Here is an 11,829-nt window from a genome sequence, read left to right as displayed (position 1 = left end):
GGCCGGGCCCGGTCCCGTCACCCGTCCGGCCGGGACCGGTGGCCCGGCGGCAATCGGGGCCGCAAGCTGGCGTTTCCGCGTACGGAGCGGCAGCAGGTCCTGCTGGTATCGCCGGTGTCGGGAGAGTCACGTGCGGGTCGCCATCATTGGTCAGGGCTATGTCGGAGTGACCGGGGCAGTCGCCCTCGCCCGGCAGGGGCATCATGTGACGGGCATCGAACGCGAACCGGCCCGGCTGGCCGCCCTGGAGGCCGGCCGTACGCCGGTGCACGAACCGGGGCTCCAGGAGGAACTGTCGCTGGCCAGGGAGACCGGGCGGCTGACCTTCGCCTCTGACCTCGCGCACACGCACCTCAGGCAGCCCTTCGACGTCGTCCTGATCACCGTGGGCACACCGCCCGACGAGACGGGCGCGGCGGACCTGTCGCAGGTCACGTCGGCCCTCGCGGAGGTGGCGGCCCTGCTCCCGCCGCCGACCGTGGTGGTGAAGTCCACGGTGCCGCCCGGCAGCAGCGCCCGGCTCCTCCAGGCCCATCCGCAACTGCGCGACCGTTACGCCTACAACCCCGAGTTCCTCAACCAGGGCAGCGCCCTGGACGACTGGACCACTCCGTCCCGGACGGTCGTGGGGCTGTGGTCGCGGGACCCGTTGCCGGTGCTGCGCCGGTTGTACGGGGAGTTGCCGTGCCCCTGGGTGGTGACCACGCCCGACACCGCGGAGATGATCAAATACGCCGGCAACACCTTCCTCGCCATGAAGATCAGCTTCGCGAACGAGTGCGCGCGTCTGTGCGCCGCTCCGGACCTCGACATCGACAAGGTGATGCAGGGCGTGGGCCTCGACCCGCGGATCGGTCACGCCTTCCTCCAGCCGGGGCTCGGCTTCGGCGACTCGTGCCTCCCCAAGGACACCGCCGCGCTGGCGCACTGGGCGGACGCCCGGGGGGTGGAGACGCCGCTGCTCGACGCGGCCATCGCCGTCAACCGCGCGCAGCCGGGGCTGGTGCGCGACATGCTGCGCGAGGAACTGGGCGAGCAGCTGGCCGGCTGCGAGATCGCCGTCCTCGGCGCCCGCTACGAACCCTGGAGCGACGACATGCGGGCGGCGCCCAGCCGCGTGGTCGTCCCCCGGCTGGTCGCCGAGGCGGGCGCCGTCCGCGTCTGGGACCCGGCCGTCGACCCCGAGCAGTTGCGACGGCTCTTCCCCGGTGCCCGGCCGTGCGCCGACCTGAGTTCGGCCGTTCAGGGCGCCCGGGCGGCGGTCGTCCTCACGGAGTGGCCCCAGATCATCGAGGCCGACTGGTCGCTGCTGGCCGCCCGGATGGCGCCGCCCGCAGTGGTCGTGGACGGGAAGAACTGCCTGCTGCCCGAGCGGCTGGCGGGCCTGCCGCTGACCTACCGCGGCGTCGGCAACCGCCTCCCCGGCTGTGCGGGCACCCTCGCCGAGGCGCCGCGCCCCGCGCCGAGCGCGTAGGCACGGCGACCCGTCGGCCGCGTCGGAGGGGTCAGCCGGCGGCGGACGCGGACGGTGCGGTACGCCGCACGGTGATGGCGTTGACGCGGATCGTGTACTGGGCGGTGTCCTCCGGCGTCAGCGCACGGACGGCCTCCGGACCGAGGCCGACGGTCACGTTGGCGCAGAGGGCGACGGCGTGGACCGCGTCACCGGTCTCGTCGTCCTGGAGGGCGAACAGGAGGTTGTAGTAGTAGCTCGTGCTGTCCGGCTCCTCCCGGTAGAAGGAGAGGTGCGTGCCGGTCTGCCCGTACAGCCCCACGAAGGCGTCGGTGAGGGCCCGTTCGGCCTTCTCCCAGAAGGCGGGGTTCGCGAACGGCTGCGGGAGGGCCTGGCGTACGGCCTCCCTGAGGGAGAGGACCATGACGCTGACGGGAGCGGTCTCCTGGAGACCCCAACCGCGAATGATCTTCACGGTCGAGCTGTCGGGGATGGCGCTCGCCGCGCGGCTGATCTCGCCGAAGTCGAAGTCCACGGTCGCCGGGGCGATGGCGTGCTGGAACCGGGCCTCGATGCCCTGTGCCTGCTCCATGAAGGACGACCCCACCTCGAAGACCGGCCTGAAGGTCGTCTTCTCGGTGGCGATCCGGTCAACCATGGCTGCTCCTAGCATGTCGGAAGTGATCGCGCCCGGTCGGTCAGTATGCCGTCCGCCCGAACGGCCGCCGCACGGGCATCCGATCCGGCCCCCCGGCCGCCTTCCGTGCCGGCACCGCCGGCCGAGGTGGCCGTCCCGCGCCGCCACGTACGACGGCGCCCCCCGGGCGGGCGAATCCCCCCGCCCGGAGGAGCAGCCTCTCGTCCGGAGGAGCAGCCTCCCGCCGTCCCCGTCCCCGTCCCCGTCCTCGTCCCGTCCCCGTCCGCGCGGTGCGGCCCCGGCCGCCGCGCGTCAGGCCGTCAGCCTGCGCGGCAGCCAGCGGAGCTGAGCCGCCTGCTGGAAGGACTCGCCGCCCTCGTGGTCGTTGAAGTCGTAGACCTCGATCGCCTTGTCCTCGTGCGCGTACGCGTTGAAGGCCGCGAACACCGTCGACGGCGGGCACGTCAGGTCCTCGAGCGCGGTGGAGAAGAGCGCGGGCGCCGTGCCGCGCGCCGCGAAGTGCACGCCGTCGAAGTACGCGAGGGTGCTGGCGACCTGCTCGCTGCGGCCCCGGTGCGTCTTGAGGTACATGGAGAGCTCCCGGTAGGGGGTGCGGTCGGTGACGGTCGTGGCGCGCGGGAAGTCGCACAGGAACGGTACGTCCGGGGCGATGGCCACCAGGTCCGGCACCAGTCCGCCGACGGCCAGCGTTATCCCGCCACCCTGGCTGATGCCGATGGCCGCGGTGCGCGAGGCGTCGGTCAGCGGGTGCGACCGGGCGGCCTCCACGGCGCGTACGGCATCGGTGAACAGCCGCCGGTAGTAATACCCGTGCGGGTCCTCCACGCCGCGCGTCATGAAGCCCGGGTACGCGGGCCCGCTGCCCACCGGATCGGGGGTGTCCCCGCCGGCCCAGCCGCTGCCCTGGCCGCGGGTGTCCATCACGAAGTGCGCGAAACCGGCCGACGCCCAGAGCAGATGCGTGTGCGGGAGGCCGCGCCCGCCTCCGTAGCCCAGGAACTCGACGACGACCGGCAGTGGCTCACGGGCGCCGGCCGGCAGCACGAACCACCCCTTGACGGGGTGGCCGCCGAAGCCCGCGAAGGTCACGTCGTACACCTCGACCGTCGTGAGGCCGGTGTCCACCGGCTCGAAACGCGCGCCGAGTTCGTGCGAACGGGCTTCGTCGAGGGTCTTGGCCCAGAAGGCGTCGAAGTCCTCGGGCTCCCTGGACGCGCTGCGGTACGTGCGGAGCTGGTCGAGGGGCAGGTCGAAGTGCGGCATGCGGCACCACCGTGATCGTCGGAATGGGTGAGCACACGCTAACCGGCCGTCCGGGGGCCGCCCAAGGGTGTCATGAGCCTTGCGAGCCCCAACGCCTCACCGCGGCTGCGAGGTTCGCGGCACCGAGCCGTGCGGCCGGGGAACGGCGCCCGCGCGGAGGGAGAGCTCCCCGGCCGTGCGAACCCGCCGCCCCCGCGCCCGCCCGTACGTATTCTGCCGCCATGACCGATCAAGTGAACGACCAGCTCCTGCCGATGCCCGACGACTGGCGGCGCGCACTCGCCGTCGTGGCCCACCCCGACGACCTCGAGTACGGATGTTCCGCCGCCGTGGCCTCCTGGACGGACGGCGGACGGGAGGTGGCCTATGTCCTCGCCACCCGTGGCGAAGCGGGCATTGACACCATCGACCCCGCCACGTGCGGGCCGTTGCGCGAGCGGGAGCAGCGGGCCAGCGCGGCGGTGGTCGGCGTGTCGGAGGTGGAGTTCCTCGACCACCGGGACGGCGTCATCGAGTACGGTCTCGGGCTGCGCCGTGACATCGCCGCCGCCATCCGGCGCCACCGGCCCGAGCTCGTCCTCACGCTCAACCACCGGGACACCTGGGGCTCGGTGGCCTGGAACACCCCCGATCACGTCGCCGTCGGCCGGGCCACCCTCGACGCGGCCGGTGACGCGGGGAACCGGTGGATCTTCCCCGAGCTGATCGAGCAGGGCCTCGAACCCTGGGACGGCGTGCGCTGGGTGGCCGTCGCGGGGTCGTCCACGCCGACGCACGCCGTCGACGCGACGCCCGGGCTGGAGCGGGCCATCAGGTCGTTGCTGGAGCACCGTGCCTACATCGAGGTGCTCACCGACCAGGACCCCGAGGAGTACTGCCGTGCCTTCCTCACCGCCAACGCCCAGGCCGCGGCCCCACGGTTCGGCGGGCGTCCGGCCGTGACGTTCGAGGTGTTCAGCCGCTGACGCGCCGGTCGGCCGCCGCCGTGCCGGAGGAAGTGTAAGCGTCCCCTGGCGGCCCCGGCCGTGGCCCTGGCCGTGGCCGGGGGCCCACCACCGGCACCGCGGCACGGGCGCGTGCCCGACAGCCGGGCGCGGGAGACCCGTATCCCGGACCAACGGCCGTGGCGGCACCGGCACCGGCACCGAACGGGCACCGGCACCGCCACCGGCACGGGCGTCGGCGCGAACGGTTGGCCGGGCACGCGCGCGGGCCTTGGGCGTGCGCGGCTCTTCGCGGATGCGCCGGCGCCTGCGTCCGCGCGGAGGCCGGCGGGCTGTGGGCGCGCCGGGAAGGAGCGTGGTGATGCCGCCGGTCATGGACCTGCCTCCGGTACCCGAGGGAGGCACACGCAAGGGGAGTGCGGGCCGTCCCTCCATGCGGACGGACGCGGGACGCCCGTGACCCAGGGTGCGAGCCGCCCGTCGCCGTGGTGCCGATCCCGTGTGGATGGCACGAGGATGTTCCCCTACGGGCAAGCGACCGCTTAGTATGCGGCGAGTGCAACCCAGCGCGGTACTGCCCGACACCTTGTGGAGGCCCTCGATGCAGGCATGGCGAGTACACCGGAACGGCGAGCCGAGCGAGGTGATGCGGCGCGAGGAGGTGGACCGGCCCACGCCCGGCGACGGGCAGCTCCTGCTGAGGGTCCGGGCGGCGAACATCAACTTCCCCGACGCGCTGCTGTGCCGGGGCCACTACCAGGTACGGCCGCCGCTGCCGTTCACCCCCGGTGTGGAGATCTGCGGCGAGACCGAGGACGGCCGGCGCGTGATCGCCACGCCGTCCCTGCCGAACGGCGGACTCGCCGAGTACGTCGTCGCCGACGAGGCGGCGGTCCTCCCCGCCCCCGACACGCTCGACGACGCCGAGGCCGCCGCCCTGCACATCGGGTACCAGACCGGCTGGTTCGGGCTGCACCGCCGGGCGGCCCTCCGGGAGGGCGAGACGCTCCTCGTCCACGCGGCGGCGGGCGGCGTCGGCAGCGCGGCCGTCCAGCTGGGCAAGGCCGCCGGGGCGACGGTCATCGGGGTCGTCGGCGGCGCCGGGAAGGCCGCCGTGGCGCGCGAGCTCGGTTGCGACGCCGTCATCGACCGGCGTACCGAGGACATCGTGGCGACCGTCAAGGAGCTCACCGGCGGCCGGGGCGCCGACGTGGTCTACGACCCGGTCGGCGGCGACGCCTACGCGAAGTCCGCCAAGTGCGTGGCCTTCGAGGGCCGGATCGTGGTCGTCGGCTTCGCCAGCGGTGACATCCCCGCTCCCGCCCTCAACCACGCGCTGGTCAAGAACTACTCGATCATGGGCCTGCACTGGGGCCTGTACAACCAGAGGGACCCCGAGGCGATCCGCCGCTGCCACGACACCCTCACCGGGTACGCGGCCAAGGGCCTGATCAAGCCGCTGATCGGCGACCGGGTCGCCTTCGAGGACGCGGCGGCCGCCGTACAGCGGGTCGCCGACGGTACGACCACGGGCCGGCTCGTCGTCCTGCCGGCCGCCACGGAAGGAGCCGCGCGATGACCGACGCCCCCGAACTGCGCCGCCGCACACAGGAGTTGCTGGCCTCGCACCCGCCCGCCACCACCGACCGCACCGATTTCCTCAAGGCCCGCTTCGACGCCGGTCTCGCCTGGGTCCACTACCCCGTCGGCCTGGGCGGCCTCGACGCGCCCCGTTCCCTCCAGGGCGTCGTGGACGCCGAACTCGCCGCCGCCGGCGCCCCCGACAACGACCCCCGCCGCATCGGCATCGGCCTCGGCATGGCGGCCCCGACGATCCTCGCCTACGGCACCGAGGAGCAGAGGCGGCGGTTCCTGCGGCCCCTGTGGGTGGGGGAGGAGGTGTGGTGCCAGCTGTTCAGCGAGCCCGGCGCCGGCTCCGACCTCGCCGCGCTCGGCACCCGTGCCGTACGGGACGGCGACACCTGGGTCGTCAACGGCCAGAAGGTCTGGACGTCCAGCGCCCACGTCGCCCGCTGGGCCATCCTGATCGCGCGCACCGACCCCGGCCTGCCCAAGCACCGGGGCATCACCTACTTCCTGTGCGACATGACCGACCCGGGCGTCGAGGTCCGGCCGCTGCGCCAGATCACGGGTGAGGCGGAGTTCAACGAGGTCTTCCTCACCGACGTCCGCATCCCCGACGCGCACCGCCTCGGCGAGGTCGGCGACGGCTGGAAGGTCGCCCAGACCACGCTGAACAACGAGCGCGTCGCCATCGGCGGGGCCCGCATCCCGCGCGAGGGCGGCATGATCGGGACCGTCTCCCGGACCTGGCGCGAGCGTCCCGAGCTGCGGACCCACGACCTCCACCAGCGTCTGCTCGGCCTGTGGGTGGACGCCGAGGTCGCCCGGCTGACCGGTGAACGACTGCGCCAGCAGCTCGTGGCCGGCCAGCCCGGACCCGAGGGCAGCGGGATGAAGCTCGCCTTCGCCCGCCTCAACCAGGAGATCAGCGGCCTGGAGGTGGAGCTCCTCGGCGAGGAGGGCCTGCTGTACGGGGACTGGACCATGCGCCGCCCCGACCTCGTCGACTTCACCGGCCGCGACGCCGGCTACCGCTACCTCCGCTCCAAGGGCAACTCCATCGAGGGCGGTACGAGCGAAGTGCTGCTGAACATCGTCGCGGAACGCGTCCTCGGGCTGCCCACCGAGCCGCGCAACGACAAGGACGTCGCATGGAAGGACCTGGCGCGATGACGGACCTGCTCTACTCCGAGGCCGAGGACGACCTGCGCGCCGCCGTACGCGCGCTGCTCGCCGGCCGCGCCGCCCCCGCGGACCTGACCGGCCGCGTCGAGGAGCCCGCCGCCCACGACGCCGCGCTCTGGAAGGCGCTCGCCGCCGACATGGGCACGGCCGGTCTCCTCGTCCCCGAGAAGCTCGGCGGCCAGGGCGCGTCCCACCGGGAGGCCGCCGTGGTGCTGGAGGAACTCGGCCGCGCGGTGACGCCGGTCCCGTACCTCACCAGCTCCGTCATCGCGACCGAGACGCTGCTGGCGGCGCAGGCCGGCGACCTGGTCGGCGAACTCGCCACCGGCCGCAAGGTCGCGGTGCTCGCCGTCCCGCTCTCCGCCGGGCCCGGGCACGAGCCCGTGACCACCGGCACCGTCACCGGTGTCGCCGACGCCGCCCGCGCCGACGTCCTGCTCGTGGCGCGGCCCGACGGGCTGTACGCGGTCGACGCCGCCGACGCCACGATCGCGCCGCAGACCCCGCTGGACCTGACCCGTCCGCTCGCCGGTGTGACCGCGACCGGTGGTGGCACCCGCCTCGCAGGGCCCGAAGCCTCCCGCGCGGCGGTGCGCCGCGGCCTGCTCGCAGGCGCCGGACTGCTCGCCTCCGAGCAGCTGGGGGTGGCGGAGTGGTGTCTGGAGGAGACGGTCCGGCACACCCGCGAGCGCCACCAGTTCAACCGGCCGATCGGCTCCTTCCAGTCGCTCAAGCACCGGATGGCGCAGCTCTGGCTGGAGGTGGTGAACGCCCGCGCCGCCGCGCGGAACGCCGCCGACGCGCTCGCCACCGGCAGCCCCGAGGCGCCGCTGGCGGTGGCCGTCGCGCAGGCGTACTGCTCGCGCGTCGCCGTGCACGCGGCCGAGGAGTGCGTCCAGCTGCACGGCGGCATCGGGATGACCTGGGAGCACCCGGCACACCTCTACCTGAAGCGGGCGAAATCCGACCAGATCGCTCTGGGGTCGGCGGGCCAGCACCAGCGCACTCTCGCCGACCTCGTCGATCTCCCCGCCCCGGCGTGATCGGGTAAGGACCGCAAGAGGCGCCCACCCCTCTACATGCTGTTTAATTGCGAATCGCTCGCAACAGCAGCCGATCTTCACTAGCTCGATGAGGGGTGTGGAACCATGTCCGCCCGATCCATACGCGGCATGGCCGCCGCCACGCTGGCCGGAGCCCTGGCCATCACCACGGCGGCCTGCTCGAACCCCGGTGCTTCCGGATCCGGATCCGGAAGCACCGGGGAGAGCGCGGTCGTCGGCATCGCGTACGAGCCCGAGTCGCTCAGCCCCCTCCTCGGGTACGGCAAGGACGGCAACTCCAAGATCTTCGACGGGCTGCTCGCATTCGACGGCGACATGAGGCTGAGGCCCGCCCTCGCGGTCGCGTTGCCCCAGGTGAGCCCCGACGGCCTGACGTACACGTACAAGCTCCGCAAGGGCGTGAAGTTCAGCGACGGCGAGCCCTTCTCCGCCCGGGACGTCGTCTTCACCTACCGCACCATCCTCGACAAGAAGACGAACAACGCCTCCAAGTCGGAGCTGGACGCCCTGAAGGACGTCAAGGCCGTCGGCGACGACACCGTCGTCTTCACTCTCAAGTACCCCTACGCCGCCTTCGCCGAGCGCACCGTCCTCGGTATCGCGCCCGAGCACATCGCCGCGGAGCAGGACGTCAACAGCGGCCCCTTCACCACCAAGCCCGTGGGCACCGGCCCGTACCTCCTCACCGGCTGGTCCAAGGGCGAGAAGATCAGCTTCAAGGCCAACCCCGGCTACTGGGGCGGCGCGCCCAAGGTGAAGAAGTTCACCATGGCGATCATCAAGGACGACGACGTCCGCGCCACCCGGCTGCGCTCCGGCGACCTCGACGGCGCCATCCTGCCCCCGAACCTCGCCAAGGGCTTCAAGGGCGACCGCGCGAAGAAGATCCACGAGGCGACGACCTACGACTACCGCCTGGTGACCCTTCCGACCCACAACCAGGTCACCGGCGACACCGCGATCCGCCGCGCCCTCGACGTCGCCGTCGACCGCGAGACGATGGTCGACAAGATCCTCGAAGGCGCCGGCAAGCCCGCCTACGGCCCGGTCCCCACCGACAGCGAATGGTTCACCAAGGGCACCGAGCGCCGCCACGACCTCGTCGCGGCCAAGAAGATCCTCGACGACGCCGGCTGGAAGCCCGGCCCCGACGGCGTCCGCGTCAAGGACGGCGTCCGCGCCACCTTCCCCCTCTGGTACCTCTCCGGCGACAAGCTCCGGCAGGACCACGCCCTCGCCTACGCCTCCGACGCGAAGAAGGCCGGCATCGACATCAGGACCCAGGCCGGCACCTGGGAGGTCATCGAGCCGCGCATGAAGCACGACGCCGTCCTGGCCGGCGGCGGCTCGCCCGGCGACCCCGACTTCGACCAGTACCTGCTGCTCAAGTCCTCCCTCGGCGGTGACGGCTTCAACAACATGGCCTGGTACGACAACCCGGCCGTCGACAAGGCCCTCGACGAGGGCCGCCGGACCGACGACAAGGCCGCCCGCAAGGCCGCCTACGACACGATCCAGCGCGAACTGGTGAAGAACCCCGGCTACACCTTCCTCACCCACATCGACCACCTTTACGTGGTGAACGACTCGTGGGACGGCCTGTCCACCCAGGTCGAGCCGCACGACCACGGCCTCGCCTCCGGCCCGTGGTGGAACGTGGAGAACTGGATCCCCAAGGGCACCAAGGGCACCAAGGGCACCGAGGGCGACAAGGGCTCCGAGGACACCAAGGGCTCGGAGGGCTCCGAGGGCACCAAGGACGCCAAGAAGTGATCGTCAAGCAAGCCGGCCGCCGTCCCCCCTGGGGGGCGATGGCTCGGATGGCGGGACGGCGGGCCCTGTTCGCCGTCCCCGTCCTCCTGATGGTGACCTTCGCGGTCTTCGCCGTCGCCGCGGCCTCCCCGTTCGACCCCGTCAAGGCGTACGCCGGCACCGCCGGACTGACCGCTTCGCAGGAGAACCTCGACCAGCTGCGCGCCAACCTCGGCGCCGACCAGCCGCTCGTCCCCCGCTGGTGGGACTGGCTGACCTCGGCCCTCACCGGCGACCTCGGCGACTCCAGCGTCATGCGCCAGCCCGTCGCGGACGTCATCGTCGAACGGATCGGCTGGTCGGCGCTGCTCGCCGCCACCGCGTTCGCCGTCGCGATCCTGCTCGGCACCGCCCTGGGCGTCCTGGCCGCCCGCCGCCGGGGCGGCTGGCTCGACCGGTGCGTCAGCTCCGCCGCGTACACCCTGGAAGCCGCCCCCGCCTTCTGGCTCGGGCTCCTGGCCATCTGGTTCTTCGCCCTGGAGCTGGACGTGCTCCCGGCCGGCGGGCTCACCGACACCGCCAGCGAGACCGTCACCCCCGGCCAGGTCGCCTCGCACCTGGTGCTGCCCGCGCTCGTCCTGGGCGTCTCCCAGTTGCCGTGGTTCTTCCTGTACGTCCGCCAGGGCGTCGCCGACGCGCTCGACGAGGACCCCGTACGCGGCGCACGCGCGCGTGGCCTGAGCGAACGCACCGTGCTCCTCGGCCACGCCCTGCGTTCCGGCATGCTGCCCATGCTCACGCTCATCGGCTCGCGCGTGCCCGAACTCATCACGGGCGCCCTGCTCGTCGAGTCCGTCTTCAGCTGGCCCGGCATCGCCGCCGCGACCGTACAGGCGGCCACCTCGGTCGACTTCCCCCTGCTCGCCGCGCTCACCGTGCTCGCCACGGCGGCGGTGCTGCTCGGCAACCTGCTCTCCGACCTGCTCTACGGACTCGCCGACCCGAGGGTGGGATTCGATGGCTGAGACGACCTTCCCCGGGTCCCCCCGGACCCCCGCCACCTGGCGCTCCCACGGGCGCACCCGCCGCTCCACCCGCACCGTCCGGGTCACCGTCTCCGCCGTCATCGTCGGAGCCGTCGTCCTCGCCGTGCTCCTCGTCCCGCCGCTGGTCCAGCTCGACCAGCAGGCCGTCGACCTGTCGCTGAAGCTCCGGCCACCTTCCTGGGACCACCCCTTCGGCACCGACGACGTCGGCCGCGACCTGCTGCTGCGCTGCGTCTACGGCCTGCGCGTCTCGCTTCTCGTGGGCCTCGTCGCGGCGCTCGTCGCCACCGTCATCGGTACGGCGGTGGGCGCGGCGGCCGCGGCATTCGGCGGCTGGACCGACCGGCTCGTGATGCGGCTCGTCGACACCTTCTCGTCCGTACCGCACCTGCTGCTCGGCATCTTCATCGTGGCGATGTTCCGTCCCGGCGTATGGCCGGTCATCGTGTCCGTCGCGCTCACGCACTGGCTGTCCACCGCCCGGATCGTCCGCTCCGAAGTGCTGTCGCTGCGCTCGCGCCCCTACGTCGACGCGGCGATCTCCGGAGGTGCCTCCCGGTGGCGGGTGACGGTCCGCCACCTGCTCCCGGCGGTGCTGCCGCAGGCCGGCCTGGCGGCGGTACTGATGGTGCCGCACGCCATGTGGCACGAGTCCGCGCTCTCCTTCCTGGGCCTGGGGCTCCCCGCCCACCAGGCCAGCCTCGGCAATCTGGTGCAGACGGCGCGCGGCTCGCTGCTCGCCGGCGACTGGTGGCCGACGCTCTTCCCCGGCCTGTTCCTGATCGTTCCGACGCTCGCCATCGCGGGCCTCGCCGGCGCCTGGCGGGAACGGATCAACCCGCGCCGCCGATCGGAGCTGATGCTGTGACGCCCGTGCTGT

At 72.9% G+C, this 11,829-nt stretch carries 10 protein-coding genes; 8 read left to right on the top strand and 2 right to left on the bottom strand.

Annotated elements, in window-relative coordinates; translation table 11 throughout:
- Nucleotides 1-130 precede the first annotated feature (130 nt).
- On the top strand, nucleotides 131-1,474 hold the full coding sequence (locus tag ABD347_RS16895) for a UDP-glucose dehydrogenase family protein (protein ID WP_344361906.1): 1,344 nt from the start codon (nucleotides 131-133) through the stop codon (nucleotides 1,472-1,474).
- A gap of 31 nt (nucleotides 1,475-1,505) precedes the next feature.
- Here ABD347_RS16895 and ABD347_RS16890 read toward each other — a convergent pair whose 3' ends face one another.
- Both ABD347_RS16890 and ABD347_RS16885 read right to left on the bottom strand, forming a co-directional pair.
- Complete coding sequence (locus ABD347_RS16890) at nucleotides 1,506-2,111, bottom strand: Type-2Aa cytolytic delta-endotoxin (protein ID WP_344361903.1); 606 nt, start codon at nucleotides 2,109-2,111, stop codon at nucleotides 1,506-1,508.
- Nucleotides 2,112-2,402: 291 nt separating this feature from the next.
- Entirely contained in the window at nucleotides 2,403-3,374 is a 972-nt protein-coding gene (locus ABD347_RS16885; RefSeq protein WP_344361901.1) for an acetylxylan esterase, read from the bottom strand.
- 221 nt (nucleotides 3,375-3,595) lie between these two features.
- On the opposite strand from ABD347_RS16885, the gene ABD347_RS16880 reads away from it, so the two are divergent.
- The 7 genes from ABD347_RS16880 (at nucleotide 3,596) to ABD347_RS16850 (ending at nucleotide 11,817) form a co-directional block, all read left to right on the top strand.
- Complete coding sequence (locus tag ABD347_RS16880) at nucleotides 3,596-4,339, top strand: PIG-L deacetylase family protein (protein ID WP_344361900.1); 744 nt, start codon at nucleotides 3,596-3,598, stop codon at nucleotides 4,337-4,339.
- A 580-nt stretch (nucleotides 4,340-4,919) separates the two neighbouring features.
- Entirely contained in the window at nucleotides 4,920-5,897 is a 978-nt protein-coding gene (locus tag ABD347_RS16875; RefSeq protein ID WP_344361897.1) for an NADPH:quinone oxidoreductase family protein, read from the top strand.
- Nucleotides 5,894-7,075, top strand: coding sequence for an acyl-CoA dehydrogenase family protein (locus tag ABD347_RS16870; protein WP_344361895.1), 1,182 nt, complete (start codon nucleotides 5,894-5,896; stop codon nucleotides 7,073-7,075). Before ABD347_RS16875 ends, ABD347_RS16870 begins: the two co-directional genes overlap by 4 nt.
- Nucleotides 7,054-8,130 (top strand): acyl-CoA dehydrogenase family protein, encoded by a 1,077-nt coding sequence (locus tag ABD347_RS16865; RefSeq protein WP_344361893.1) that lies wholly within the window; start codon nucleotides 7,054-7,056, stop codon nucleotides 8,128-8,130. The genes ABD347_RS16870 and ABD347_RS16865 overlap by 22 nt, the downstream gene beginning before the upstream one ends.
- Before the next feature lie 105 nt (nucleotides 8,131-8,235).
- A complete protein-coding gene (locus ABD347_RS16860; protein WP_344361890.1) occupies nucleotides 8,236-9,924 on the top strand; it encodes an ABC transporter substrate-binding protein in 1,689 nt (562 codons plus the stop codon).
- 38 nt (nucleotides 9,925-9,962) lie between these two features.
- Nucleotides 9,963-10,928: an ABC transporter permease gene (locus tag ABD347_RS16855; RefSeq protein ID WP_344362398.1), complete on the top strand. Its 966-nt coding sequence runs from the start codon at nucleotides 9,963-9,965 to the stop codon at nucleotides 10,926-10,928.
- The gene (locus ABD347_RS16850) at nucleotides 10,921-11,817 is read left to right on the top strand and encodes an ABC transporter permease (RefSeq protein WP_344361888.1); all 897 of its coding nucleotides are present in this window, start codon (nucleotides 10,921-10,923) and stop codon (nucleotides 11,815-11,817) included. The genes ABD347_RS16855 and ABD347_RS16850 overlap by 8 nt, the downstream gene beginning before the upstream one ends.
- Nucleotides 11,818-11,829 lie beyond the last annotated feature (12 nt).

This window comes from Streptomyces gobitricini, assembly GCF_039532985.1.
Lineage (GTDB): Bacteria > Actinomycetota > Actinomycetes > Streptomycetales > Streptomycetaceae > Streptomyces > Streptomyces gobitricini.
The sequence above is the reverse complement of the archived record's forward strand: the minus strand, read 5'-3'. Positions and strand labels throughout refer to the sequence as shown.

What these genes read in the sequence shown, in the direction of transcription:
- ABD347_RS16890 (WP_344361903.1), bottom strand. Translation starts at nt 2,111, where the DNA reads ATGGTTGACCGGATCGCCACCGAGAAGACGACCTTCAGGCCGGTCTTC.
- ABD347_RS16880 (WP_344361900.1), top strand. Translation starts at nt 3,596, where the DNA reads ATGACCGATCAAGTGAACGACCAGCTCCTGCCGATGCCCGACGACTGG.
- ABD347_RS16860 (WP_344361890.1), top strand. Translation starts at nt 8,236, where the DNA reads ATGTCCGCCCGATCCATACGCGGCATGGCCGCCGCCACGCTGGCCGGA.
- ABD347_RS16855 (WP_344362398.1), top strand. Translation starts at nt 9,963, where the DNA reads ATGGCTCGGATGGCGGGACGGCGGGCCCTGTTCGCCGTCCCCGTCCTC.
- ABD347_RS16865 (WP_344361893.1), top strand. Translation starts at nt 7,054, where the DNA reads ATGGAAGGACCTGGCGCGATGACGGACCTGCTCTACTCCGAGGCCGAG.
- ABD347_RS16875 (WP_344361897.1), top strand. Translation starts at nt 4,920, where the DNA reads ATGCAGGCATGGCGAGTACACCGGAACGGCGAGCCGAGCGAGGTGATG.
- ABD347_RS16850 (WP_344361888.1), top strand. Translation starts at nt 10,921, where the DNA reads ATGGCTGAGACGACCTTCCCCGGGTCCCCCCGGACCCCCGCCACCTGG.
- ABD347_RS16870 (WP_344361895.1), top strand. Translation starts at nt 5,894, where the DNA reads ATGACCGACGCCCCCGAACTGCGCCGCCGCACACAGGAGTTGCTGGCC.
- ABD347_RS16885 (WP_344361901.1), bottom strand. Translation starts at nt 3,374, where the DNA reads ATGCCGCACTTCGACCTGCCCCTCGACCAGCTCCGCACGTACCGCAGC.